Below are 26865 nucleotides of genomic sequence, written 5' to 3'. Positions count from 1 at the left end.
CAGCGTTGCTGCAATGCTGGCAACAGCCCAAACCATCCTAAAAGGCAGATTGGCGCAAGACGCCGTTATTGATGCCTGTGGTGGGCACTTTATTGCAGGAAGAAGCGTTGCTCAGGCGACATGGTCGGATCATAGAACCCGGGGCACTGCACTCGCAGGACTGCCGCAGTCGCTATAATCTGCTGCACGTTCACGGCCACAATGCCCTGCTGGATGCTCTGGCGACAGCAGAGTTGCTGATAGCGATGGCGGCACACCGGAGTGTGGGCGAGACTTTCTCAGTGAGTGAGCTGTCATAGCCAGTGCCACTTCACATTTCTTTTACTGACAGACACACCCAATCTTTGGGTTCTCGCGTAGACTATGCATTAGGCAAGTATTTCCATCAAATGGCTGTGTGGCGAAAATAATTATGTCGAGGCTGGTTAAAAACCTGGTTGTCCCTCTGTTGGTATTAGCGGTAGCCGCTCTTACAGCTTATGCGCTGATAAATAGCAGGCCACCCTTACCGCAACGAGAGAGCACTATTACGGTGCCCGTTGTCGAGGTTCGGGAGGTGCAGCCAGGTCCTGTGCCGGTGGAGATGGAATCTCGCGGCATAGTCACGCCGCGGCGAAACATCGAGCTGGTGTCTGAAGTGTCGGGACGAGTCATCTGGGTTGATCCGGGTTTTCTCCAGGGCGAGGAGATCGCTGAGGGCCAACTGTTGTTGCGTATCGATCCCATTGATTATGAGGTGGCGCGCTCCGAGGCTGAGGCATCGTTGGCCAGCGCAGAGCTTTCGCTTGCTGAGGTGAAGGTGCTGGTCAAGAAGGCCGCGATTGCTGAGGCAGAAGCAGGTGTGGTCGCAGCAAAGGATCGTTTGCGGCAGGCCAGAACAGACCTTGCCAATACAGAAGTGAGGGCACCCTTTAATGCGGTGGTGGATATTAAACGGGTAGACCTTGGCCAATACGTGCAAGCGGGCTCTGCATTGATGAAGTTGTTGAGTACCGGGGTAGCGGAGGTGCGACTGCCGCTGCTCGCTTCGGATGTGCCTTTTGTGAAGTACGGTCAGGATGCCGAGGGCAAGTGGCAAGAGCTTACGCTGACCGCGACTTTTGGTAACGTGCAACATAGCTGGCAGGCGCGCCTCGCCCGCCTGGAAAGGCGGGTCGATGAGCAAACCCGGGTCTTCTTCCTGGTCGCCCAGGTTGACCAGCCTTACGACAAGGACTTGCACTCGCATATTCTTGCGATGGGGCTATTCGTCGAGGCCGGCTTTGAAGGCAATGCGATACCCAATGCGGTTCGACTGCCTCGCTCTGCGTTGCACCAGCAAAACTATGTTTACGTTGTTACCGACGAAAAGCTTGCTCGCCGGGATGTCACCCTGATTCGGCGGGAAGGCGACACTGTTATCGTTGGTGAAGGACTGCAGCCGGGAGACCGTGTGGTTCTCAGTCGGCTGGACCTGATGGTCGATGGCATGGCGGTTCAGATAGATGGCTGAAATGGGGCAGGAGCGTGGGGTCATCGCGTGGATGGCCAACAACCCGGTGGCGGCCAATCTGTTGATGCTAGTGGTCATGATAGGCGGCCTTGCTGCGATCAATAACCTCACCAAGGAGGTTTTTCCGTCCTTTCCCACTGAGCGGGTCACCATTACCGTGCCATATCCCGGTAGCTCACCGGAGGAAGTCGAGGCGGGAATCGTTCGGATCATCGAAGAAGAAGTGCTCGATCTAGTCGGCGTAAAAGAAATATCTTCGGTCTCTCGTGAAGGTTCTGGCACCGTCACTGTGCAAATGGAGGCGGGTACGCTCATTTCGCGTGCCCTGGTGCAGATTAAAACGCGTGTGGATGGTATCGCTTCTTTCCCGGCCAATGCTGAAGAACCTATTGTCGATGAAGTCCTCTATAGGACTCGCACCATGAACGTCAGTGTCTATGGCGATCTTGACGAGTATCAGTTGAAGGACTTGGCCGATAACCTGCGCGATGAGGTGTTGAACATACCCGGGATTACCCAGGTGGCTCTGCGCGGCGCCCGGGACTACGAAATATCTATCGAGGTCTCTGATACGGCACTGCGTCGGTACGGGTTGAGTTTCGATAATGTGGTCTCTGCGGTGCAGCAGCGCTCCCGAGATCTGCCGGGTGGCAAGCTGCGGACCGATGAGGGCTCAATCACTCTGCGCTCAGTGGGACAAGCTTATACCGCCGAAGAATTTGCCGACCTGACACTGGTAACACGCAGTGATGGCACAGTGCTGAGTGTGGGTGATATAGCCACTGTTCGCGATGGCTTTGAGGAGCAGCCGGTGCTTACCCGGCTTAATGGGAAACGCTCCGTAACCCTGGTCGTTGATCGGGTGGGTAATCAGGATGTGCTTGCCATGACCAACAATTTGCGAGCGCTTGTTGCTGGGAAAAAAGCGGAATTACCACCGGGTGTTGAAATTACGGCATGGGCTGATCGCAGCGTGATTCTGAAAGGGCGTATTAACCTGATGCTCAAGAGCGCAGCCCAGGGCGCGGTGTTGGTGATGATTTTTCTTGCCCTGTTCCTGAATACCTCGCTCGCATTCTGGGTGATTCTTGGCGTGCCGTTCTCTTTCCTCGGGGCATTGATGGTGCTCGATGTCTTTAATACCGGTCTCACAATCAACATATTCTCGGTCTTTGGCTTTATTTTAGTACTGGGTATGTTGGTGGATGATGGCATTGTGACTGCGGAAAGTGCCTACGCCCAGTTGGAGGAAGAACGTAAAGGGGTTGATAGCATTGTACGGGGCACCCGCAGGGTGACGGTTGCCACCGTTTTCGGCGCCCTGACGACCATGATTGCCTTCGCGCCGGCAGCCCTTTTAACAGAGGGCATAGGTCGCTTGGTTTCTGTAATTGTGCCGGTGGTGGTGCTTAGCCTGATGTTCTCTCTGATTGAGACGAAGCTGATTTTGCCAGCGCACTTGCGTCACATTCGTATCGATCCAAAGCCTTCTGACGGCCGATCGCCGCTTGGTTTTCTGAGAAACATACAGCAGGCTTGTGCAGGCGGCTTGGTGCGCTTCAGTGAAGAGGTCTATCGGCCATTGCTGCAGTGGGCCGTGAACTATCGCTATGTCAGCGTGGCGATTTTCGTAGGTGGCCTTCTGGTCTGTTTGGCACTGGTGCCTGCCGGTATTGTGCGCTTTGTTTTCTTCCCCAACGTGCCGTCTGATTCCATTCGGGTTGATCTTAAAATGCCCAACGGGACGCCCTGGCAGAAAACACATGAATACGCCTTACGCATCGAACAAGCCGCTGGTGAAATGGACGAACGCTATCGACTGGAGACTGGCAGCGACGAGAGCGTCATCGCTGAAATGTTAACGCTGTCTAACTCTGACACTGAATCCGAACTCTGGCTGGATCTTCTGCCTAGTGAGCGTCGTATCGTTTCGTCAGTGACGCTGGGCAAGTGGTTTCGAGAGGCTTTGGGCGAGCTCAGTGGTATTCAGTCATTAATTGTCGATGCCAACTCCGGACCCGGTGGTGCCCCCGTGGATATCGAGCTGGCAGGAAATGACCTTGGGGAACTGCGCAGTGCAGCTTCGGAGTTAAAAGTGGCACTCACTCGGTTTGATGGCCTGTCAGACATACGCGATACCTTTGATGCCGGAGGGCCCGAACTGGATATCAGGGTGAGTGCCGAGGGTGAAGCATTGGGTCTTGGACAGGTGGAGCTTGCAAGACAGGTACGCCAGGCGTTTTTTGGCGCTCAGATTCAACGTGTCCAACGTGGCCGGCATGAAGTTCGGGTATATGTGCGCTTACCAGCAGAACATCGCCAGTCGCTTGATGCGTTACATCTGCTTTGGATTGAGGTGCCCGGTCGCGGCAAGGTGCCGTTCGATGTGGTGGGCACGGCTCAAGAACAGACTGGGGTCAGTGTGATCAATCGTTTTAATCGCCAGCGAGTGGTGAACGTAAAAGCAGATCTGGACAAAGCCGTGGTGGAGCCTGGAGAAGTTAACCAGCGTATCACTAGCGAGGTTTTGCCTGACATTTTGGCTCGCTATACCAAGGTCAGTAAGCGCTTGAGCGGGGAAGCGGAAGATCAGGCAGAATCTACCAGTTCGCTTAAATTCGGTTTTCTCGCAATTCTGGTGATGATTTATGCTGCGTTAGCGGTGCCGCTGCGCAGTTATGGTCAACCCCTGATCATTATGTCGGTGATTCCTTTCGGGTTAACCGGCGCTGTTCTGGGGCACTTTATTGTTGGGAGTGATGTCAGTGTCTTGTCGGCGATAGGCATGATTGGTCTTACCGGTATTGTGGTGAACGACAGCCTCGTACTGGTTGATCATATCAACCATCGTCTCAACGATAGAGACGAAGCCTGGCGAGAGGCAGTAATAAATGGCGCCGTAAGGCGATTCCGCCCCGTGGTGTTGACATCGATTACGACGTTTATTGGCCTGGTGCCGATACAGTTGGAAACCGCAATTCAAGCTCAGTTTGTGAAACCCATGGCGGTGTCAGTGGCGTTCGGGGTATTGTTTGCGACCTTTGTGACGCTTGTGTTGGTGCCTGTGCTTTATTTTGTGGGCAGGGACATCAAGGCACTTTTCACCAGGGATCCTGCCTAATGTTAACCCCCTTTCACATTGCCGTAGCGGTGCGGGACATCGATGAAGCACGTGACTTTTACGGCGCCGGTCTGGGGTTTTCAGAAGGGCGAAGCAGTGACCAGTGGATAGACTTCAATATGTTTGGGCATCAATTTGTCACTCACCTCAATGCCAGCATAGGCCCACAAGGCAGCATTGCCAGCATCGCCAACGAGGTGGACGGTCATGGCGTGCCGGTGCCCCACTTTGGGGTGGTACTGGAATTGGATCAATGGGAAGCGTTTGCCGAGACGGCTCGAGCGGTGGTTAGTGAGTTTATTATCGAACCCTACATCAGGTTTAAAGGGCAACCGGGGGAACAAGCTACCCTGTTTTTCAGTGACCCATCGGGCAATGCCCTAGAGTTTAAGGCGTTCCGAAATATTGATGAGCAGCTTTTTGCCACATGAGTTACCTGCTGTAAACGAAAGGCCCCTGACGAGCATAGGTGTCTGAAAAAATCTGGTCGATTACAAAACGGCTGAGCTCGCCCGCCCTCAGGTGAAAGCTCTGTGGGCTGAGCAGGGACACGTTAGCGGTGCTCTCAGAATTGCTGGATTCAATCAACGGGCAGCGTACCAGGGTCCACTTGGCGCTACTCCTTAACAGCAATTCATATTCCGCCTGTCGGTCTTTGAGTAACGAGGCGAAGCGGAGTTTGGCCAATTGGCGCATCAGCCAGCCAGTGGCATTGCGCCGGTCCCCCGGCATCGTTACTGCAGCGCCTGAAATCACGATATAGCGTTCAATGTTCTGTTTTGCCATCGCTGCGAGCACGTTCCGACTAACTGTGCTCGTCAGATCGGGGGCTGATTTTTTGTTACTACCGGGGCCGATGGCACTGATCACCACGTCGCTCTCCTCCAACAGGGTTTCAATGACCTGCGGGTCGCGCGCATCGCCTTGGACTATCGTTACCCGTTCTCCCAGGTAGGCCAGCTTCTCGGGTGATCGGGACAGGATGCGTAAATCGTAGCCCTGAGCCAGTGCCTGTTGGAGAATATGGCCACCTACCATGCCGGTGCCGCCGAGCAGCGCGATCGTGGTGTGTTGATTGGCGGGCTTGCTAGTGGCGAAGATTTCGTCGTTTGATAATCGCTGCTGTGATCCGGCACAGGCCCCCACAAGGGCCAAGGAGATGATTATCAATAAAAACCTGAATAGCTGATTGAACGCTCGCAACATGGATGCCTGGACCTTCTTTTAGCGCGCTAATTCTCGCCAACATATGCGGGAGGCCTGACGATAAGAGGGCCTTATGATGCTAGCGTTTCCTGCAGCTCGCGGAGGCAATTTATCAAGCAAATTCGATGTCGTCAAAATTGGGCAGCATTGCTGGTAGAGGGAGCACGCGCGGTGGCGCTGGTCTGATTGTGACAGGCGAGGAAAAATGAGGTAATCGATGCAATTTTTTGCACTAATAGCTACAGGGTCTATGATGATAATAACGAACTTCGAGTGGATCCCGCCATGGCTCTCGCCCAGGCAATAATGACCTCCCTGTTGGATGCCGACCTTTCCGGCTCCGAGTTGGCCCGTGATTTCGAGAAATCCATGGGCTTCTTCTGGCAGTCAACCCATCAGCAAATCTATCAGGAGCTGCGCAAGCTTGCTGCTAAAGGCTGGCTGAACAAAAGAGAAGTCAATCAATCGGGCAAGCCCAATAAGAACGTCTATGGGCTAACACTCGCCGGCCGTGAGGCGCTAGCGGACTGGGTGTTCGGGCCTACCAAGGTTCAGCCAACCAAAGACGAGTTATTATTAAAGCTCTATAACCTCAGCGACGACAACGTCGAGCACGTCATCGGTGAAATCACCCATCGCCGTGAAGAAGTGATGCAGCGATTGTACCTGTATGAAGCAATCAGGCGTCGTCACTACGATGACCCCGGTAGTTTGCCAGTACGTCACAAGGGAGTGTATCTGGCGCTGGCATCGGGTATTCATCAGGGAGAACAGTTTTTATCCTGGTGCGATGAAGCTTTAACTCTGTTGGCAACGGTCACTGGCAGCGCCGGCCATTAGGCGCAGCGCGTCGTTAGCTGGCGAGAAACTCCAGTGATTCTTCGTGCATGTCTCTCACGGTGGGACAGTTTTTTGGGATGCTGAACAACAGGCGGGGAAGGGCAGCCAGGTGTTTGCCTAGCACCGGTTTACCGCTATTGAGAATCGCCACGGAAATATCCCGCTGCGGGTCGGCCCAGACAAAAACGTTGGACAGCCCCACATGTCCGTAGGCGTAGTGGCTGTTCCTGCCGTAAATACCCGCCGGATTGCCCCCCAGCATAAAGCCTGGGCTGTAGCGCATAGGCAGGCCTAGTGATGCGTCCATCTGAGCCTTACCAGATTCCTGTATTGCGCGGTGAATTGTGAGCGGTTGTAAGATCTGTTTTCCCTTGTACTCACCATAATCGAGCAGCATTTGAAAAAATCGACTGGCTTCTTCGGCGGTAGCATACATATTGCCGGACGGTAGCACTGCGCCCTTGAATTCCTCGGTATTGGTGAGAGGGATTACCTCGCTGTAGTCCAGTCCCAAAGCGTCTTTGATGCGGGGCCCCAGTGGGCCCAGAGGCAAGCCCGTAAAGCGATTGACCGCGGCTTTTTTCATGTCTTTCTTTGTGAGGCCGTAACGGAAGTAGCGCATGCCCATTGGCCTGCTGATGTGCTTGCTCAAATACTGTTGTGCGGTCATACCGGTGGTTCGGCGGATGAGCTCATCGAGGATAAATCCACTGGTAATTGCATGGTAAGCGGATGTTCTGCCAAGGTTGTCAATGGGGTCTGCTGCGCAGATTGCCGCCAGCGCTGCCTCGCGGTCAAATAGCAGTGCCGCATCGCCATTCTCACCTAAACCAGGCACGCCGGCGCGATGGGCCAGCAACTGATAAATGGTGATGAAGCCTTTGCCCTTTTGTGAAAACTCCGGAATGTAGTAGCTCACCGGGTCCAGAAGGTGAATTTTTCCTTGCTCTGCCAACAAGTGGAGCAACATTGCACTCACGCCCTTAGATGCGGAGAACAGGCAAATGGGTGTATTCAAGTCGCCGATGATGGCGTCTTCACTGTCTGCATCGCCGCTTTGGTAACCGATACTGCGGTTCAGTATGATTTTTCCGTGGCGTCGCATGCAGATGCTGAGCATGGGATACATGCCGGTGCGATAGAGGCTCAGGGTGTCCGCCCAGATAGCATTAACGGCGGCCTGGCTTAAACCAGCTTCAGCGGGTATGACTTCGTTGGCCCGGTCAATGCTGGTGATTTCATCCAGGTCCCGAGGAATGGGGGTGGCATTGAAATGGCTGTTTATCTTCTTGCGAAATTGCCCGAGGATCATGCACTTTAGCCCCTGCTCACGTTTGGGTCAGGGTATTACGAATATACGTCTGATAATAGTCCTGTCACTATTCTGCTGACGAACCCAATATCTGGACTAGGCTGCGAGCATGAAAGGTCCGTTCTAGAACTTGTAGCGGCCAATATCTATGTCGTAGGCGCCGGGCTCGAGACTCCTGGATATTGAGATTGGCTTGTCCTGATAGCGTCCCTGCGTGTCTTGCAGGTCTACCAGCTTGGGGCGGGGGTACTCTTCTTTTTTGCGATTCAGCACCAGGATTACTTTGGGAAGCAGGCGTCGGGTGCGGCTTTCAGCGACAACAATGCCAATCTCACCAGAGGTAAGCTCTACAATAGTGCCGGCCGGGTATATACCAACGGCCTGGATAAATGCTTCCACCAACTCCGCCTGGAACTGTTTGTCTCGGGCCTCATAGAGAACCTTAACCGCCTCTGAGGGTGCCTTTGCTTCGGCGTAGGAGCGGTCTGAAGTAATTGCGTCATAGGTATCCACGATGGCGGCGATGCGCGCGAAAGTGGGAATTTCGTCGCCCCTTAAACCTCGCGGGTAGCCACTGCCGTCATAGCGCTCGTGATGGAAACCCACCATGTCGAGCACATCCTGGTTGATGATGCCGCTCTTCTTTACCAGGTGGACGCCGTGGGCGACGTGGTGGCGCATTTCCTTGGTTTCTTCTTCGGTTAAATCGCGGTCGGCCCTGAGCAGTTCAGGGTCCACCAGTAGCTTGCCCACATCCATCAGCATGGCGCCAATAGCCAGGGAGCGCAGGTCTCTTTTGTGCAAGCCTATCTGTCTACCTAATGCGACCGCCCAAATAGCCACGCTGAGCGAGTGCTGGTAACTGTATTCGTCGTGTTTTTTTAGTCGGCCAAGCCAGAGGCAGGCATCCGGGTTGCGGGCGATGCTGCCAACGATGGGGTCGGCAGAAGTTCTAAGCTTAACGGCATCCAGCTTGCCGCTGTCTGCTGCTTGATCAAAAATGTCGGTAATATCGTTAAGCAAATTGTCGAGAGCTTTGCTCGCTCTTGGGTGCTCGTCTTTCCATGCGGTTTCTTCGGCGTAGTCGCTTAACTCTCGATCTTTGAAGATTTCAGGTATGGGAATACGCGGTCTTTCTCCCTTGGCGTGACGTGCCAAAGTGGGGCTGACGTAGACACACTTATGAATATCAATCCAAACATGCTTGCAGTAGTCGCGAACACGGGTAATATCCTCGTCGCTTTCCAGCAAAAAGCCCTGGGTGAGAAATGGCGTGCCCAGCCAGTCCCTGTCGAGGCCACTGACGAACATGCCTTTCGAAAGGTCCGATGTTGGGACCTTTACCGTTTGGAGCATCGCGCTCGCCCCCTAGTAAAAACCGTGGTGTAGAACGAAAAATACCTGATTGGAAGTGTGTTGTCTGAAATAACTCGACTTTTTGATGATCTCTTGAAACGGGTAAAAACCTAGATATTTTTCCTAATTGCTATAAAAAACAACATGTTAAACGGATTAGATGCTAGCGGCGGAGCGGCTGAACGCGCTTTTGGCCAGATAAATGGTTATTAGGCCTCCCAATATGACCAGAGCACTGCCTACCAGCGACCATCCGTCAGGAACCTGTCCCCAGATCAACCAACCCCAGAAAGCGGCCATAACGACGGCGAAGTAGTTAACCGGAGCAATGGCATGAGCGGGTGCCATGGCGTATGCCCGAGTGTAGAGAAGCAGAGTGAAGTAAATGGCAATGCCCACGTAGACCATAGCGGCCCACTCTTGCCAGCGCAGTCCGGTGAAGTCGTTGAGACTGAATGGCCCCACGCAAGCCAGGGACAGCACAAAATAATAAAGCAGTATTCGGGACGAGGGTTCTGTAGTCGCCAGTTTGTGGGTGGCGACCATAGACACGGACAGGCAGAGTGCTGAGAGAAACCCGCCGGCATGCCACCAGCTGAGCCCATCCGGGCTGGGCCTGAGTATGACCAAAACGCCGGCAAAACCAATGGCCAGGGGTAGCCAGTCGATGCCCGCTATGCGTTCTCTGTTCCAGGCCCAGATGACCAGCGGGACAGTGAGGGGTGCGCTCTGCCGCAGCAGCATCGCATCGACCATGGGAATATGTTCCAGCGCACTGTAGAAGAGATAAAAGCCGAGTACGCCCACCGCCCCGCGAAAAAAATGCAATCCGATTCGCGAGCTCTTTATATGGGCAAGCCCACCGCGCAATGTCAGGGGCAGACACAGTAGCAGGCACACCATGTATTGAACGGTCACTATGGCCTCAATGCTCACCCTGGCAGAGGCAAACTTTGTCGCCACTGCTGCGGTGCTGGCGATAATGACCATCATCAGCGAAAGATAGATGGCGTGGCGAGTCTGGTCCAATGCCATTAGGGTGCCACGTAACGCTCTTCACGAGCATACTTCAGCGACTCTCCATTGCTGCCCCTGACTGTAGTGTCGTCAATCCCATTCATGGAGGCAATGAACTCGGCTGACCAGTCACTGTTTACGCGCTGGGCCCAGTCTGCCAGGGATTCACCGGGTGCAATGTCGGCAATGCGCAAGCGCAAGCTACGGATACTTTTTTCTTGCGACGGCGTTAGCTTGGCGATGCTCATCACTGAGCTGCGCAGAGCTTCCCTGAGGTGTTCATAACCCATGGCGACGAAAGTGAAACTGTTTTTCCCGGTGTTCAGGAACACGTAATAAAGGCTTACGGTCTCGGCCTCGCTGGCGTCGTCGTAGCGAACCAGGTGCGCTGGCCAGTTACCGATCTGAAAACTGCGATTGACATCCGGTTGCAGACCGGTGCCATCGCGCATTTTGGTAATCAGTGCTGCTGCATAACCTTCCGGACTGAATTCGCCACTATTACTGCCCAGCGCCAGGTACGCTTTACCTTCTGGCTCCATGGCAGCGACAACGCGTGGGGTATTATTTTTTTCCCAGTCTTTAGGGAAGGTAACGCTCAGTCCCAGGTCAGCGCTGAGGAAGAGGTTATCCTGGAATATTCCCTGCTGCGGATTTTGCGGTCCCCACCAAAGCCCATTCAGCTTTTGATAAAGCTGAGCCCGATCTGCCAGCGGTGGCATAGGGTCAAGGGTTAACCCACCAGCCAGCTTGTTGATGTCAGCCACCCGCTTTGGGGTAGTAGGGTGTGTGTCCAGGTAATTGGCTTCGTGATGCTCACCGGTTAGTAAATACAGACTGCTTTCAATGCCATCCAGCGCGTCTGCAAGGGCGAGAGCATCGTACCCTGCGGCGTTGGCCAGGCGCATTCCGTAGGCGTCTGCCTCGCTCTCTTGTCCCCTTGAATACGATGAGAGGTAAACCTGCCCAGCATGTTCGATCGGGCTATTGATCATATCGCCCAGGTCCTTGCTGACAATGCCTACTGCACGACCGGGCAGCGTAAACAAGCTAGCGCCAATACTGCGGCCAGCCTGACGTACGTGATGACGTTGGGTGACGTGGCTGATTTCATGCGCCAGCACTCCGGCAAGCTCTGCCTCGTCGTTCATTTGTGCTAACAAGCCTCGGGAGACGTAGATAAATCCTCCGGGGGTAGCGAAGGCATTGGGTTCAAACTGGTCAACGATGACGAACTGGAACGCATAGGGAGACTCCCCCAGAGCTCCTACCAGGCGCTGGCCAACAGCGTCCAGGTACTGTTCCAATTCGGGATCCATGTAGACGCCTATCTGATTGGCAACCTGTTGTGACATTGCGCTACCGGCCTTGATCTCCTGTTCAGGACTCACCACCGATGTGACACAGCCTGCAAGGAATAAAAGCGAGGCAAGAAATGTTATTCGAACCAGGTCAGGTCGGCTGCAATGTGGATTTCGGGGCGGTGGCGAAGCTAGAGGCATAATCAGTTTCCGAGTTGTTTGTTAATACAGAGCGGCTCAGAGCACGCTATCTGCCAATGCGTAACTGGTTGTTCAGGAACGGCCAGCCTAGCGCAAGGTAAAGCGCATCCTGCGAGTCTTCTGTACGCCCGTAGGCGAGGTAGATCGCACCTATCGGCGAGTCCACTGCAAGATAGACACTACCCGCATTGATAAAGTCTCCACTATTAACGTCTGAGCGGTCGGACCAGAGTTCACCGCCCTCCAGCGAGGCGCCTACATAGGCGGGCATGTCGAACGGGAGTACTGAAGTATCAGAGAGGCGATGCTGATACTGAACCATAGCGAATGCCATCTGTCGGGCAGAGAGATAGTTTTGGCTCACCCCGGAAAGGTTAAACAGGCCACCCAGTTGGAAATAGTTTTGCGGTGCATTGCTGGCGTTGACTGATTGTCCTGTTCTACCTGTGACAATAACCGTATTGCGATCATCATCGCCAAAACTGAACGCCCCCTGGGCGATTGCTTGCCAGCGTTCGTAATCTTCATCAGCGCCCATGGCGCTTCTTAGCAGTTGATATTCACCATAGAAGAACGCACCGCTAGTGGGGAAGAACGCGTTGTCCAGTGTGTCGTAGCGAGCGCTGAACATGGCTCCGCCTTCGTCAAAACGTGCTTCCGGCAGTGCTCCACCAAATTCTGCGTCAGAGCGATACTCGCCTTTATTGCGAAATACGCCCAGACGCAGCTGGGTGTTGTTGAATGCGTTCCAGCCGGTGTCAAATTGTGTGCTCAGCCGACGCACTCGCCAGATGCCTGTGGGATCTGTGACGTCATATTCCGGCCCCAGTGTTGTTACGTCGTAATCACGGTAACCGACATAGGGCACGACAAAGAATTTTGAGCGCAGGTCCAGTGGTTGATAGAACTCAGCGCTGAACATTATGGTGTCGCCAAGTTGAGTGCGCGCGTAGAGCTCTCCGCCCAAATCTGTCAGGCCTTTCCAAAGGTAACTTACGCCCAGATTGATATCGCTACCGCCATCGAGATCGGTGACAAAATTCAGCCCAAATTTAAGGTCATCGCCACCCCAGGTCTTAGCCGAGGCACGAATCTGCAAGACGGTGCCTCGCTCTTCCTCGACCACGTCGTAATCAATTATCTCCCATTGGTCCAGGGCATAGATTTCTGCCATATCGGTGCTCAACTGCTCCCTGTCAAGGGGTTTGCCCACCTGTTGAGACAACCGTACTCTAATGATGTCATCGCGTAGCGCGCTGTTATTGAATATCGCGATATGGTCGATCACCGGGTTTTCAGGTGAAACCAGTTCTCGGCTGGCCAGGTAAGTCGCCCAGTCGCCATCATTGAGTGCGAGTCCTTGCAACTCCTCGGCAAGGGCCATAGTGGCCTCATAACCCCGGCGGTAAATTTCCTGGGTATCTTCAAAGTCGAGCATGCCGATGCCCTGTAAATCAGGGTTAATCAAAATATCTTTCTCGGTTAGCTGTTCCAGTTGTTCAAGTGAGTTTTTGCGGGTAAGGAAGTTCAGCATCTGGTCCGCAACGTCCAGCAGGTTGTTGATGTTCTCGCGCTCACGCAGCGGTGTGCCAATGTCGATAACGATAAGACGATCAGTGCCCATAGATCGGCCAACACTGACCGGAATGTTCATTGCCAGTCCGCCGTCTACCAACAGGCGACCATCGTGTTCAACTGGCGCCAGAAGACCGGGAAGTGACATGCTGGCGCGCATGGCAGTAACGATGTCGCCCTCGCTGAAAATATAAGCATTACCGGTTTCGATATCGGTAGCGACCGCGCGAAACGGCGTTGGCAGAGCACTGAAATCATTGATGTGGTCTGCATCAATGGTCAATTGCTTAATGATTTGCCTGACTTGCTGGCCCTGAACAAAGCCCAAGGGTATCGACAGGGTGCCATTATTGACTGCCAGGGACACAGAGGATGGGTAGTCGTAATCATCGCTCTTGCGACGCTGAGGTAGGCTGTCACGCTCAAGTGAGTCTTCGAAGGCCTCGTCCCAAGCCATGTTTTCGACCACTTCACGCAGTTCCTCAGAATTGAGGCCTATGGCGTAGAGTCCTCCCACCAGGGCGCCCATACTGGTGCCAGCAATGGCGCTGACTGGAACTTGCATTTCTTCGAGCGCGGTAATCGCTCCCACGTGGGCAATACCTCGAGCGCCGCCGCCTGCCAGCACCAGGCCCACGCCTTCTTCTTGGGTTAACGCAGAGGAGGGGGAAGTCAGCGACAAGCACAGGAAAGTGAGTGCTATTTGTGCAGAGCGCATTGTTTTGTACCGGGATAAACTGAAGATTCATTATCCCAGCAGCAGCAGGCGAGGTCTACGCTGGTATTCACCAGTAAACGCTTCGCGTCTGCGAGAGCCTTGGTGCATAATGTTAACCATGTACCACCAGTACTTTGGTCTCAACGAAGCTCCCTTCTCGATTGCCGTTAACCCGCGCTACCTGTTTATGAGCGCAAGGCACCGGGACGCTCTCGCGCACCTGCTTTACGGGGTGGGCGCTGGCGGCGGTTTTATTTTGCTCACCGGCGAGGTAGGTACTGGCAAAACCACCATTAACCGCTGTTTATTGGAACAGCTACCCCACGATACAGACATCGCCATTATTTTAAATCCGGCGCTCAATGCCATCGAATTGTTAGCCACTGCTTGTGATGAACTGGGTATTCGCTACGATCCAGACAAGCACAGTTTGAAAACGCTGACTGATGCTTTGCACTCCTTCTTACTGGAAAATCACGCTCGGAGTCGCAAGACGGTGCTGATGATCGACGAAGCTCAGCACCTGGATTTTGAGGTGCTTGAGCAGATTCGCTTGTTGACCAACCTGGAAACCAACAGCGAAAAATTGTTGCAGATCATCTTGATTGGCCAACCCGAGCTGGCCCAGTTGTTGGCCAGGCCCGAATTGCGTCAGCTGAATCAGCGCATTACTGCCAGGTACAATCTTGAGCCCCTGAATTTTTCGGAAACCGGTTCCTATATCCATCACCGCTTGCAAGTCGCGGGGATGTCCGCCGACAGAGTGATCTTCCCGCCGGCCGTGGTCAGGGGAATCTATAAGCGCACGCGGGGTATTCCTCGCCTGATCAATGTGCTGTGTGATCGGGTTATGTTGGGTGCCTACGGACGCAACAAAAGCCGAGCCGACCTTGCCACGTTGCGCTTGGCGGCCAAAGAAGTGTTAGGAGAAGAGGGCGCCAAAAAGGCTGCTCTGTGGCCCTTGGCGCTCGCCGCATTGGTGTTGCTTGGGGCGGTGGCTGCATGGTGGGGCATCAACCAGGTTAATGCGCCCGAGCCCCGTGTCGCGCAGGAGATAAGCGCGCCGGAAGTCGAGAGGGTTGTGCTCAAAGAGAATCAAGCAGCCATTGATTTGACGACCCTGGCGGCGCCGACTTTGACCCCGGACGGTGAGAAAGTCGACGCGCTACCTGTTGCGGACGATACCGGGCTCAAATGGCTGCTGTCTCCGGAAGATGCACAAGCGATTATTTGGTCCCTGGCCAGCGATTATCCCGCGCCTGCTGACATTTGTGGCCAAGACATGGAAGCCATTGCCTGCATAGAGGACAATGCCGATACCTGGGATGAAATTTCGGAGTTGCAACGACCGCTACTACTGGACTTGATAACTGCAGAGAGGTTTTCCGCCGCGCTGGTGTTGCTGGGAATCGAGGGACGATCTGCCTGGGTGGCGAACTCCAGCGGTATTGAATTTGTGAAACTCGCGGAAATCGGCCCCCTTTGGAATGGCGGGTACCGTTTTCTCTGGCATCGACCTAAAGGGTTTGAACGCTTATTGGCTGAAGGCGACAGCAGTCCCGCTGTCGGTGAAGTCGCCCAATTATTCGCTCGCCTGGATGGGCAGGCCCGGGCGTTAACGGCTAATCGCTTTAATGAGGCATTGAAACAACGCGTCATGCTGTTTCAGGGAGCGCAGGGGCTGGAAGCAGACGGGGTGATTGGCGTGCAGACATTGCTCAAGCTGAACGACGCATTAGGTATTGATACCAGTGCGGTTGCAGCGCGCGCAATCTTGCAGCCGATGGATGAAACACAATGACAAGCAGCCTGCCATGTCCCTGATTCTAGATGCTCTTAATCGCTCCAATGATGACACGGATGATGTGCCTACCCTGGGCACACGCCATGCTTATGTTGCCGAGACGCCTGCGAAAAACTTCTGGCTGCTGGCCGTTGTACTCGCACTTGTTGCTGCAGTGGCAGTCATCGCCTGGCTGCTGTGGGACAGGGGGCAGAATGCCGATACGCCCGCAGTTGTCCAGCAGGCCGCGCCGCGGCTAGAAAAAGCGCAAGCTAAAGTCGTGACAACATCAAAGGCCGAGTCCGAGCAGAGATTAGCGCCCGGTGCTGACGAATTGGCCACTGTTAAGCAACAGTCGCCTATAGCTGCGAGCGAGGCGACTCCGGCCAAACGCGGGGTCGCAGCTAATACAGCCGTTAGCGCTTTGTATGCATCAGAAAAGCCTGTCCAAGACAGTAATTCTCAGGTGACGCAATCCTCTGCTGTCGTCAAAATTACCAAGCCAGAGGCGCCATTGCTCGAAAAAACCGCAGACGGTTCCGGAACCTCGGCAGTCGTAGAGGAGGGTGTGGATATCGAGCGCTTGCTGAAAAGCGCAGAGAATGAGTTGGAAAATGCCAGGTTGGAGGAACACTCAGCGCCCTTTGTAAATGGCCTGTCGCAGCAAACCAAAGACCGCATTCCCAGCATTTTTTACGAGCGGCACGACTATTCTGGCCGCCCGGGCCAGTCGCGGGTCGTGCTTAATGGCAAAGAACTTAAGGTGGGAGGCAGTCCCGCCTCTGGCCTTGAGGTTGAGGAAATATTGCCTGATTCCACGGTGCTGAACTATCGGGGTACCCGGTTTCGCCTGCGTGCTCTTAATAGCTGGGTGAACTTGTAGGTAGTGCACCCAGCACGCCGCTTTTTAAAGCCCCAAATAGTCCATCATGATTTTGAATATTTCTGGCTGCTGCACAAAGGCCGGTATTTTGCCCTGACCCTGTGAATTAGCGTAAAGGGGAACAGCGGCCCCGGTATGCTCCTCCATCATAAAATTAGTCGTCGCATAGTTGACTGACATCACGCTGCCTTCAGGCGTTTCGATTTGTGCCAGATAGCCGGGTGTATAAACAGGGATTGGATAGGCGGAAAACAGGCTCTCATAGGGAATGAGTTGCGCCGCCTGGGAGTGGTCGGCGGTGACCAGAATGAGGGTCTTGGGGTGTGTCCTGGAGAAAGCCAGCGCGCTTTGCAACGCTTCTTCCAATTGTTCAACTTCACCAATGGAGCCACAGGGCTTGCGCTCGTGGGACTGTTTGTCGATGGAGGCGGACTCTATCATCAGAAAGAATCCCTTGTCGTTATTCGCGGACAAATGCGCTAAGGCTGCATCGGTCATTTGTTTGAGTGTGGGCATCTCTGCGAAATCCGGATTGGGCTCGCAAATCATGACCTCTGGTAACTCTGCATCCCCAAGGTACTCGTGCACTCTGTTGAGCAGGCTAGGCTCAGGCATTTCTGCCTGACGTCCATCTTCTCCCCGCAGACGCACCGGCAAAGTGCTCTCGGCAAACAGCCCTAGTAAGGGTTGGCCGGGTTTGCTTGCCTCGAGGGCCGAAGCGCTATCTATCGTCTGGAAGCCATTGCTCTGGGCCAGGGCCAATACGCTAATGTCCTGTCCCTCGGCATTCACCGCGAAATGCTTGCTACCTCCGCCCAGAATGACATCCATGTTCGAATTGGCAAGCTGCTCGGAAACCGCGCCTAAGCCGCCATTCTTCCTGGCGTCCTGAGGGCAGCCCCCCAGATCTATCCCCTTGTATTCAACTTGCTCCACAATGTCGGGGTTTTCGCACAGGCGGTAACTGATGTGGGTGGCGAAGGCGGCTGGAGTGGCGTCGGTTACGCTGGAGGTGCTGACGATGCCAGTTTTAAAGCCGGCCGCTTTAGCCAGTTCGGCAATAGTGGGTATGTCTTTGTCACCGCCTGCTGTGGTCGACAATCGACCACGGCTGGTGACTACACCGGTGGCCATGCTGGTCGCCGTGTTGGCTGAATCGGCAACGTAAACGGGCCTGCCATTTAACTTGTCTTCGGTGGTGAGTATCTGGGACGCCGCGCGCAGAGGCAGTCGATCCATGACAAGTCGGCCATTGGCGCCTTTGAGATAGTTGCGAGCAATAGTCACCTGTTGCTCGTCCATGCCATCGCCGATAATCAGGATGACGTGATGGGGTAGGTCGTCAGTTGCAGCCGCTACTGCCTGTTCTAGGGAGGACTCGGTCGGTACTTGAGCCTGCGCAGTGGCGCTCAAGAGCAGGATGCAGATCAGAATGAGGCGGTGGTAATTCATATCGATTGGGTCCAACGGGCGAAATTCGAGGCGCTAGTGATACCATGATGCCGTGCCAGATGCACGCTGCCAAGCCGCTGCGGATGCAGGGTAGTCTGATTTGGATGACTCGGCCACATTTATCGCTGCTGTGGGCACATTTGAGACGATTGCCGCCTCGCACCGCTTAAAATTTGCCCTGTGTTGTGGCAGGATTCGTCTCCTGCCTTTGGTCAGCGCCAAAGGTGTAACAAAAACCGGGTCTTTCGGCCCACTGCCAGAAAATAACATAGAGAGAGGTGAGTCTGATGAAAATGATGACCGCCATTATCAAGCCTTTTAAGCTGGATGATGTGAGAGAAGCGCTGCAGCAGGTTGGCATTGCTGGAATGACTGTCGAAGAGGTTAAAGGTTACGGTCGACAAAAGGGGCACACCGAGCTCTACCGAGGCGCCGAATATCTGGTCGAATTCCAGCCTAAGGTAAAAATCCAGATCGCGGTGAGCGATGGTCAACTGGACGCAGCGATAGACGCAGTCTGTAAAGCTGCAGCCACCGGCAAGATTGGTGACGGCAAGATTTTTGTAGCGCCTTTGGAACAGGGCATTCGCATTCGCACCGGTGAAACCGGCGAAGACGCACTTTAACGGGAAATAACTGATGAAATCACTACAACAAATGGCTCTTCTAATGCTGGTAGGAACTGCTTCTGCCAGCGCCAGTGCTCAGGAGTTGAATCAGGCTGACACAGCCTGGGTCCTCACGGCTACCGCTCTGGTGCTGTTTATGACGATTCCCGGTCTCTCACTGTTTTACGGCGGTTTGGTGCGGGTAAAGAACGTACTGTCGATACTGATGCAGTGTTTCGCACTGACCTGCTTAATGTCGCTGCTGTGGTTTGCAGTTGGCTACACTATCGCATTTGGTTCCGATGGCGTGGAACAGGGCGCGTTTATTGGCGATTTTGGCAATGTCTTTTTCGCCGCTATCACCATGGACAGTTTAAATGGCGGTATACCTGCGACCTTGTTCGCTATTTTTCAGATGACCTTCGCGATTATCACACCGGCGCTGATCGTGGGTGGCTTTGCGGAGCGCATGCGCTTTTCCGCCATGCTTTTGTTCAGTGCGATCTGGTTAATTGTCGTTTATGCCCCGGTCTGTCACTGGGTCTGGGGCGGCGGCTGGCTAGGCAGTATGGGCCTGCAGGACTTCGCGGGCGGTACCGTGGTGCACATTACCGCAGCGGTCGCGGCGCTGGTTGCGGCCATGATGATGGGCCCCCGGCGCGGGTTTGGTAAGGTTGCAATGCCTCCACATAACCTGACCCTGACAGTCGCAGGCGCAGGCATGCTCTGGGTGGGATGGTTTGGTTTTAATGCCGGTTCTGCGGTCGCCGCAGACAACAGTGCCGCTATGGCAATGCTGGTAACTCATCTATCGGCGTCAGCCGGAGCACTGGCCTGGATGGCAATGGAGTGGATTCGCCATGGCAAACCTTCTGTGTTGGGCATCGTAACCGGCATGGTTGCCGGTCTGGGTACAATCACGCCAGCCTCTGGCTCTGTTGGCCCTGCCGCAGCGGTCGTCATCGGCCTTACGGCGGGCGTGGTCTGTTACTTCGCGACCAACTGGATCAAAAACAAGTTGAAGATAGATGACAGCCTGGATGTGTTTCCTGTGCACGGTGTTGGCGGTATTCTGGGCACCCTGTTGGCGGGTGTCTTTTGTTCTACCCAACTGGGCGTTTTCAGCGGGAACGGTTTCTCGGACGGCATTGACAGTATTGGGGGTCAGCTCATGGTGCAGGCTACCGGTGTTGTTGCTACCTTCACTTATACGGCGGTTGCTACCTGGGTTATCCTTAAAGTCGTAGACCTGATGGTCGGGCTCCGCGTAGATGCTGATGAAGAGACCCAGGGTTTGGACCTTGTATTGCACGACGAGCGCGGCTACGACCTGTAATCGCGACCTGCAAGGCCGCGAATGAACTGGAACCACCAGTACGCATCGATTAACGGCATCCGGGTTCACTATGTGGACCAGGGTCAGGGGATGCCGGTCATTCTTTGCCATGGATTTCCCCACCTGTGGTTCAGCTGGCATCGGCAAATAACGGCTCTGGCTGCTGCTGGCTATCGCGTGATTGCGCCTGACATGCGCGGCATGGGACAGACCGATGCCCCGCAAGACCCTCGCTATTATGACATTGATCACATCATTGGAGACCTGATAGGGCTGCTCGATCATCTGCAGCTGGAACAGTCTGTTTTCGCGGGTCTGGACTTTGGTGCGTTTGCGATCTACGACCTGGCGTTACGGCACCCGGAGCGGGTGATGGCCGTTATTGGTTTGGAAAATCCGGCGGCTCCACATAATCCGCAAGAGTCACCACTTGCTGAATATCGTCGCATGGGCGAGCAACACTTCCTGCACATTGAATATTTTCGCGAGCCTCCCCGCGCCGATGAAGAGCTTGCGGCGCAACCGCGGCGTTTTTTACACAAGGTGTTCTATACGCTCAGCGGCTCAGCGAACTATTTCGACTGTTTTAAATATCCCCCTGAGACTGCTTATATCGATGCCATGGAAGAGCCTCCGCCCTTGCCCTGGTCCTGGCTGTCCGAGCAAGAGCTGGATTATTTTGTTGAAGAGTACACCCGCAGTGGTTTTACAGGAGGCCTGAACTGGTACCGCTCTATGGACATGAAATGGCAGCAGCGAAAGCCTTTTGAGGGTGTTCGCAGCGCAGTGCCGGCTTACTTTCTCGGCAGCGAAAACGATGTTGATCTGGAGGGTTTTCACGGGGAGGACCCCATTGGTCTGATGCGAGCGATTTTTCCCGACTTGCGCCAGGTGCGCATGGTGTCCGACGCCGGGCACATGGTGCAGTTGGAGGCTTCTGAAAAGGTGAATGCAATACTGCTCGATTACCTGGCGGAGATCGCCAACTCGGGTTGAGCGTTGCTGTCAGGAAAAATTGAGCTCCAGACCCAACTTGGCAAGATGAGATTGCTCCTGCTCCAGCTCGCTCAAGGTTAATGGATGATCTTCCAGCCAGGTCTCCGGGAATCCCAGTGCCAAGGATGAATCATCCACCTGAACTGCGAATTCAGGGAGCTGTTCCAGTGTTTCCACGTACTTGAAATGTACCGACAGGCGCATAATGGTGAGTAAATAGCCCAAACGACGTTGCAGGCTCTTGGGTTGGTCCTCTAGCAGTTCCGCTGAGATTTTTCCGCGTTGACCCTGGGTTAGAATAGCCAATTGCTCCTGTTCTTCTTGAGAAAAGCCCGGTAAATCTGCATTGCGCAGCAAGTAAGCAGTATGACGATTGAAATGCTTGTGTGAAATGGCCATGCCAATTTCGTGGGTGTGGGCCGCCCAGTGCAGTAGTTCCCAGTCTTCGTTGCCCAGTTTCCAGCTTCCGCGGGTGGCAGAGAATAGTGTACGACAGCGGCGCTCTACAATTTCAGCTGTGTTTTCATCGGCGGCGTAGCGTTGCATTAGTGCATTAATGGTCCGTTCGCGCACGTCTTCGTGGCTTAAACGCCCCATCAAGTCGTAGATTACTCCCTCACGCAGAGCGCCTTTTGACGTGCGCATTTGATCGATACCGAGAATATCGAACAGCGCGCTGGTGATGGCAGTGCCAGCGGTAATGACACTACGCCGGTTTTCAGACAAGCCATCCAGTTCTATTTTGTCGACGTGATTAAACGTCAGGATTTTATGCTCTAGCTTACTCAGCGCCTTGCGGGTGATGTTGCCATCACTCCAGCCATTTTGCAGAAGAATACTTGCTATTGCATTCAGTGTTCCCGACGAACCTACGCACTCCGCCCAGTGACTGGCACTGTAGCGATGACGGATATGCGATGTCTCTACGCGAGCATGATTGTACGCCCGTTGATAATTGGTGGCGGTGATCTCCCCACCCAGGAAGCAATCGCGAGTAAAAGAGACGCAACCCATTTGCAGACTTTCCAGTTGCTGGGGCTCAAAGCGTTCTCCGATAATGAACTCAGTACTGCCGCCGCCAATATCAATGACGAGTCGAGACTGAGCGTCATCTGCCAGGCTGTGAGCAACGCCAAGGTACACCAGTCGCGCTTCTTCCCGGCCATAGATCACGTCTACCCGGGTGCCCAGAATGTCACGGGCAGGCAGGGTGAAGTCCAGACGGTTTTTTGCCTGACGCAGTGCATTGGTACCGACCACGCGAATACGCTTTGGCTCGACACTTTCCAGGAGTTGGGCAAACCGGGACAAACATTCCAGGCCGCGTTCAATGGCATCGGGAGACAGGCGTCCGTTTTCCAGGCCCGCTCCCAGTTGAACCTTTTCAGCCAGGGCCTCAACCGGTCGCATCTCGCCGTGCTCTATCTTGGCGATGATCAGGTGAAATGAATTACTGCCCAGGTCTATAGCCGCCAGCAGGCTACCATCGGGTAGGGGATCTTGCGGTGCTGCAGCCAAGGTGTTTGTTGTCCCTGTCTTTTCGATGAAGGCTTATGGTAATGGATTCCCGGTGCTGGTGCATGGCTTGCAAATCATTTCGGGTAGTACCAGATGGGAGACGTCCAGGCTCTTTCCTGAATCTTCCAGGGAATATCCGGGTTATTGCAACTTGCAGGGCGCTCTTCAGGCGGCAGACGGTTGCAATCCCATTGGCTCCAGCGACAGCTGGGATTCTCCAATGTCCGACTATAGTAAGCCGCAGCCGTATCCGGATCGAACCCGGGGTCACGCCAGGTAGCGCAAAGCTGATTGAATCCGGAGCCACGAGTGACGCAGCTATCGGAGTCTACACTCGCTCCGTTTTTTGGATCACCGGCTACATTGTAAATTGCCTGGTGGGTTTTCCCGTCGGCGTCCACCCAGGATTTAATGATCTGGATACGCTGTAGCAGGTTGGCACTATCTCGACCGTCCCTGTTTGCAGTAACCAGAAATACCGGCCCTGCTGTTTGCGGTTCACCAGTCAGGGTCGAGCCCATAGGTACGCCCTGCTGGTAGGCCTTTTGGAGCAGCGCCGGATCATCACAATCCAGCTCATCCATACCCCAGCCGGCAAAAAATCTGGGCGTAATTTTGGGACCACTGGTGCCGAAAGTCTCTCTGTTTCGCATTGAATCAAACAGAGCTTCTCGAGAGTTTTGCTGTGCATAAATGCCTGCAAGGCCGCCGGGATTATAACGCACCGGTGAGCCGGCACCGATGTCGCCAGGCACTTCGGTATGACCCTCCAGGCGACTGAGTACATTGCGGTCTATGCCGTGAGACCCTTGGTAGAATTCCTCGCTGTCCGCTGCTGCTATGCCGTTGTGAGTGTCGGTGGCGGCGACAATCCCCAGCTTAAAAGGGTTGACTCCCAGTGCGGCTCTCTCCTTAAGTCCAGCAGCCAGTGCGTAGCGGACAAAATTGTAACGGGAGGTGCATCCGCGCAGCATCATGCCGCCACTGCCGATGGTTTCATCACAATCTTCAATGGACTCTGCCGGAGAGCGCAGCTTTTCGAAGTCACAGAACTCGTCTGCCGCACCCATAACGCTGGCGATACCATTGCGACATTCCGAGTCGCCCTTGGTTTGCAGTATTTCCGCCAGTGGTTCCAGTCTTGCACGCAGTTGGGCATGCTCTACGCGAGTCTTTGTAGGCAGGTCCCTGTTGCTGTATGGGTACCACATACGACCGCTGCTCCAGTTGCTATTGTGAGGGATAGCGAGCACATCACAGTCAGTATCGCCCTCAATACAAGTGCGGTTTAGCCAGCCCCATAGTTGTTCTGGCTCCGGTGCATCCTTGGCGCTGATGACCGCCTGGGGTACCCGGGAGGACCTGAAAATAACATTGCGATGCAGGTTGGAGGAGTCTTCGGCGAGGGTGTATTCGTAGGCGTGCAGCGTGCTGAAGTTGCAACGGCTGCTGTGATCTTGCCACTGCTCAGTGCTGCGCTGATTTTCCAGCCACACCTGAGCGGCCTGCTGTAGACAAAGGGTGCCGTCTTTACCGCAAACTTTTTGCGAACGGTCTTTACCAAAAATGGCCAGCGAGGCCAGTCGCAAGATCGCCTGCATATCGTCGCCTGCCGGCAACTGCAGGTCTCCTCGATACAGGCGACAAACCAATGCTCCGTAAGCCTGGCTAGCGGGGGCGTAACAGAGCTGGACTTCGCCAAGGGATTCGGCGTGATCGGTCACTGCCATAAAATCCAGCGGAGCATTAATGCTAATTAAGGGCGCATCGAAGCCCTCGGGGTCTGTGCGCAATCGTAGGGGCAGAGTTTCACCGCGGGCAAAACGATAGGCATCGTCAACGGTGGTCATGGTCCCAAACGCGGTAGCGTCGTAGGAGGCGGCGGTGTGGACGTGCAGGGCGCCAAAGAACGCGCGTTTTTGCGGGTACTGCTGCAAGCACTCTTTGTCGATGTTTACATCTTTACCTGCTGCCACCACGGGCACGGACTGCCAGTAGGCACTGTTCGCGCCTGCTGACTGCACCCTGGCGAATTCTTGGCGCAGCCAAAGTCCAGCTACAACCAAGGTGAACAGGAGGAGCAAAAGCGCCCAGAGCAAATATTTGAATACGGATTTTATGTTTGGCATGCCTTGATTTAAGCACGCCGCGGTAAGGCTGCAAAGCGCTGGCAGTTAGTCAGTCACGACTCTGGGCGTACGCGCCGGCATTCGAGTGGTGAGTTCGTAGCCTATTGTGCCGGCATGGGCCGCAACTTCGCTCACGGGCAATTCTTCCCCCCACAGTATGACCTGGTCACCAAGCTTCACGTCGTCCAGGTCGGTGATATCCACAGTGATCATGTCCATTGAGACCCTGCCCGCCAGGGGCGCGCGTTGGCCGTTGATCAGCACTGGCGTGCCGTTGGCTGCGAGTCTGGGATAGCCATCACCATAGCCTATGGACACTGTGGCAATTCGCGAGGGTCTTTGGGCGGTCCAGTTTGCGGCGTAACCAACGGACTCACCGGAGGCAACGTTGCGTATCGAAATCACTGCGGAACAGAGTGTCATCACCGGGCGAAGCGTGTCTGTGTTGGGGTGGGTTGCAGTGAAAGGGGAGTTGCCATAGAGCATGTAGCCCGGACGAATCCAATCATAATGCGAGCTCGGCCAGCCGAGTAAGCCCGACGAATTGGCCGCACTGCGTGGACCGGAAAGATCAGCGGTGATGCTCTCGAACAGTGCCAGTTGTTCTGTAGTTTGGGGCTTGTCCAGTTCATCGGCGCTGGCAAAGTGGGTGCAGGTGACTAACTCCCCGGTACGATTTTCACAGGAGCTCAAGCGCTGATGGAACTCAGCCGCTTCCTCGGGCTGCACGCCCAGTCGATGCATGCCGGTATCTATCTTGAGCCAGCAGGTAACAGGGGCAGGAAGTCGTGTCTGTTCAAGCCAGTAAAGGTGTTGGCGGTTATCGACCATCACCCAAAAATTTTGCTGCGAGGCGATAATCAGCTCTTGCGCCTCGAACACACCTTGCAGCAACAGGATGGGTGTCTCTATGCCTCCGTCACGTAATTCAATAGCTTCCTCAATGCAGGCGACCGCCAGTGCATCGGCCATCGGAGCAAACACACGCGCAACGTTAAGTGCACCGTGGCCATAGCCATTGGCTTTGACCACGCACATTACCTTGCATTCGGGCGCTAGTTGCCGGGCATGCGCTAGGTTATGGCGCAGGGCCGCGAGATCGAGCCTGGCCTGGTTGGCACGTGCCATCAGAAGTCGAACTTGTGGCCGGTGTACAGCGTTTGTGCCGCCAGCCAGACATCTCCAACGCCGCCATCGCCCACTGACTTACCGTTAATTTCTATGACCGGTGCAATTTCCTTGGATGAACTGGTAATCCAGACTTCGTCGGCGTCATCCACCTCTTTCATCGTCACGACTCGTTCCTGCACCGGAATGCTGCCGTCCTTGCGCAAAATTTCCAGTAGCATCAGACGAGTGATTCCCGGTAGTTTCTGGTGGTCCAGCAAAGGGGTAGAGACGATGCCGTTCTTTACGATGAAGACGTTACAGGCAGCAGCCTCGGTGAGTTCACCATGCTCGTTGTACAAAATGGTTTCCGAGTGTCCCTTTGCGTGACCGTCCTGATAGTGCATGACATTGCCCAGCAAGGCGGTAGATTTAATATTGCAGCGTTTCCATCGCAGATCTTCGGCGGTAGACACGGTGTAGGGATTAGCTGCGCTTTTTTCGGGCAGGGGCGCCGGTGGGATTTCAAAGGCAAAGGCGTAAACGGTCGGTGCAATGTTATCCGGATAAGCGTGATGCCGTTTACTGTCCGCGCCGCGACTTACGTGAAAATAAATGCCCAGGTTTCCGCCACCGTTGCGTTTTATCAGCTGTTCGGAAATATTGTGCCAGGCGGCATGATCAACGACCAGTTTGATTTCAATCGCATCAAGACCCTCCTGCATACGCTGCAGGTGAGGGGTGAACCCCACTAATTTTCCGTCATAGGAAGGCACCACTTCATAAATGCCGTCACCGAAAAGAAAACCTCGGTCCATGGGTGAGATCTGAGCCTCTTCCATTGGCATGTACTCGCCGTTTAAATACACAATGCTCATAGTTTTTCCTGTCTGAATGTCCCACAGGGTGGGAAC

At 54.5% G+C, this 26865-nt stretch carries 21 protein-coding genes; 10 read left to right on the top strand and 11 right to left on the bottom strand.

The window, feature by feature from the left end:
- Positions 1-71: 71 nt before the first annotated feature.
- From EYC87_RS13340 to EYC87_RS13325, 4 genes are all read left to right on the top strand, one after another.
- Positions 72-299 (top strand): 3'-5' exonuclease family protein, encoded by a 228-nt coding sequence (locus EYC87_RS13340; protein ID WP_279253315.1) that lies wholly within the window; start codon positions 72-74, stop codon positions 297-299.
- Between the two features lie 113 nt (positions 300-412).
- Entirely contained in the window at positions 413-1492 is a 1080-nt protein-coding gene (locus EYC87_RS13335; protein WP_279253314.1) for an efflux RND transporter periplasmic adaptor subunit, read from the top strand.
- On the top strand, positions 1485-4613 hold the full coding sequence (locus EYC87_RS13330) for an efflux RND transporter permease subunit (RefSeq protein ID WP_279253313.1): 3129 nt from the start codon (positions 1485-1487) through the stop codon (positions 4611-4613). The genes EYC87_RS13335 and EYC87_RS13330 overlap by 8 nt, the downstream gene beginning before the upstream one ends.
- The gene (locus tag EYC87_RS13325) at positions 4613-5044 is read left to right on the top strand and encodes a VOC family protein (RefSeq protein ID WP_279253312.1); all 432 of its coding nucleotides are present in this window, start codon (positions 4613-4615) and stop codon (positions 5042-5044) included. Before EYC87_RS13330 ends, EYC87_RS13325 begins: the two co-directional genes overlap by 1 nt.
- A gap of 1 nt (position 5045) precedes the next feature.
- On the opposite strand, the gene EYC87_RS13320 is transcribed toward EYC87_RS13325, so the two are convergent.
- Positions 5046-5783: an NAD(P)-dependent oxidoreductase gene (locus tag EYC87_RS13320; protein WP_279253311.1), complete on the bottom strand. Its 738-nt coding sequence runs from the start codon at positions 5781-5783 to the stop codon at positions 5046-5048.
- Between the two features lie 321 nt (positions 5784-6104).
- On the opposite strand from EYC87_RS13320, the gene EYC87_RS13315 reads away from it, so the two are divergent.
- Positions 6105-6659: a PadR family transcriptional regulator gene (locus tag EYC87_RS13315; RefSeq protein WP_279253310.1), complete on the top strand. Its 555-nt coding sequence runs from the start codon at positions 6105-6107 to the stop codon at positions 6657-6659.
- A gap of 13 nt (positions 6660-6672) precedes the next feature.
- Here the strand turns inward: EYC87_RS13315 and EYC87_RS13310 are convergent, their stop codons facing one another.
- From EYC87_RS13310 to EYC87_RS13290, 5 genes are all read right to left on the bottom strand, one after another.
- Positions 6673-7971 (bottom strand): serine hydrolase domain-containing protein, encoded by a 1299-nt coding sequence (locus EYC87_RS13310; protein ID WP_279253309.1) that lies wholly within the window; start codon positions 7969-7971, stop codon positions 6673-6675.
- Between the two features lie 123 nt (positions 7972-8094).
- Entirely contained in the window at positions 8095-9327 is a 1233-nt protein-coding gene (locus EYC87_RS13305) for an HD-GYP domain-containing protein (protein WP_279253308.1), read from the bottom strand.
- Positions 9328-9483: 156 nt separating this feature from the next.
- The gene (locus EYC87_RS13300; protein ID WP_279253307.1) at positions 9484-10362 is read right to left on the bottom strand and encodes a DMT family transporter; all 879 of its coding nucleotides are present in this window, start codon (positions 10360-10362) and stop codon (positions 9484-9486) included.
- A complete protein-coding gene (locus EYC87_RS13295; protein WP_279253306.1) occupies positions 10362-11699 on the bottom strand; it encodes a M48 family metalloprotease in 1338 nt (445 codons plus the stop codon). Before EYC87_RS13295 ends, EYC87_RS13300 begins: the two co-directional genes overlap by 1 nt.
- Positions 11700-11892: 193 nt before the next feature.
- Complete coding sequence (locus EYC87_RS13290; RefSeq protein WP_279253305.1) at positions 11893-14139, bottom strand: patatin-like phospholipase family protein; 2247 nt, start codon at positions 14137-14139, stop codon at positions 11893-11895.
- A gap of 109 nt (positions 14140-14248) precedes the next feature.
- On the opposite strand from EYC87_RS13290, the gene EYC87_RS13285 reads away from it, so the two are divergent.
- Both EYC87_RS13285 and EYC87_RS13280 read left to right on the top strand, forming a co-directional pair.
- Positions 14249-15940 carry an ExeA family protein gene (locus EYC87_RS13285; protein WP_279253304.1) on the top strand — a complete coding sequence of 564 codons (1692 nt, stop codon included), beginning with the start codon at positions 14249-14251 and terminating at the stop codon, positions 15938-15940.
- Between the two features lie 13 nt (positions 15941-15953).
- On the top strand, positions 15954-16805 hold the full coding sequence (locus tag EYC87_RS13280) for a general secretion pathway protein GspB (protein WP_279253303.1): 852 nt from the start codon (positions 15954-15956) through the stop codon (positions 16803-16805).
- A 24-nt stretch (positions 16806-16829) separates the two neighbouring features.
- Here the strand turns inward: EYC87_RS13280 and EYC87_RS13275 are convergent, their stop codons facing one another.
- Complete coding sequence (locus EYC87_RS13275; protein ID WP_279253302.1) at positions 16830-18257, bottom strand: alkaline phosphatase; 1428 nt, start codon at positions 18255-18257, stop codon at positions 16830-16832.
- A 287-nt stretch (positions 18258-18544) separates the two neighbouring features.
- On the opposite strand from EYC87_RS13275, the gene EYC87_RS13270 reads away from it, so the two are divergent.
- From EYC87_RS13270 to EYC87_RS13260, 3 genes are read left to right on the top strand one after another with little or no spacing between them, the layout of a single operon-like run.
- Positions 18545-18883: a P-II family nitrogen regulator gene (locus EYC87_RS13270; protein ID WP_007228554.1), complete on the top strand. Its 339-nt coding sequence runs from the start codon at positions 18545-18547 to the stop codon at positions 18881-18883.
- 13 nt (positions 18884-18896) lie between these two features.
- Positions 18897-20201 carry an ammonium transporter gene (locus tag EYC87_RS13265; protein ID WP_007228555.1) on the top strand — a complete coding sequence of 435 codons (1305 nt, stop codon included), beginning with the start codon at positions 18897-18899 and terminating at the stop codon, positions 20199-20201.
- Positions 20202-20222: 21 nt separating this feature from the next.
- The gene (locus tag EYC87_RS13260; RefSeq protein ID WP_279253301.1) at positions 20223-21197 is read left to right on the top strand and encodes an alpha/beta fold hydrolase; all 975 of its coding nucleotides are present in this window, start codon (positions 20223-20225) and stop codon (positions 21195-21197) included.
- Between the two features lie 9 nt (positions 21198-21206).
- Here EYC87_RS13260 and EYC87_RS13255 read toward each other — a convergent pair whose 3' ends face one another.
- The 4 genes from EYC87_RS13255 to EYC87_RS13240 all read right to left on the bottom strand — a co-directional run bounded on the left by EYC87_RS13255 (position 21207) and on the right by EYC87_RS13240 (position 26829).
- A complete protein-coding gene (locus EYC87_RS13255) occupies positions 21207-22715 on the bottom strand; it encodes a Ppx/GppA phosphatase family protein (RefSeq protein ID WP_279253300.1) in 1509 nt (502 codons plus the stop codon).
- A 74-nt stretch (positions 22716-22789) separates the two neighbouring features.
- Complete coding sequence (locus EYC87_RS13250) at positions 22790-24739, bottom strand: DUF3604 domain-containing protein (RefSeq protein WP_279253299.1); 1950 nt, start codon at positions 24737-24739, stop codon at positions 22790-22792.
- 150 nt (positions 24740-24889) lie between these two features.
- On the bottom strand, positions 24890-25972 hold the full coding sequence (gene alr / locus EYC87_RS13245; protein WP_279253298.1) for an alanine racemase: 1083 nt from the start codon (positions 25970-25972) through the stop codon (positions 24890-24892).
- Positions 25972-26829: an aminotransferase class IV gene (locus EYC87_RS13240; protein ID WP_007228625.1), complete on the bottom strand. Its 858-nt coding sequence runs from the start codon at positions 26827-26829 to the stop codon at positions 25972-25974. The genes alr and EYC87_RS13240 overlap by 1 nt, the downstream gene beginning before the upstream one ends.
- Positions 26830-26865 lie beyond the last annotated feature (36 nt).

Origin of the sequence: Candidatus Seongchinamella marina (genome assembly GCF_026262685.1) — a bacterium.
Taxonomy (GTDB): Bacteria; Pseudomonadota; Gammaproteobacteria; order Pseudomonadales; family Halieaceae; genus Halioglobus; species Halioglobus marinus.
This window is presented reverse-complemented; position numbering and strand designations above follow the sequence as displayed.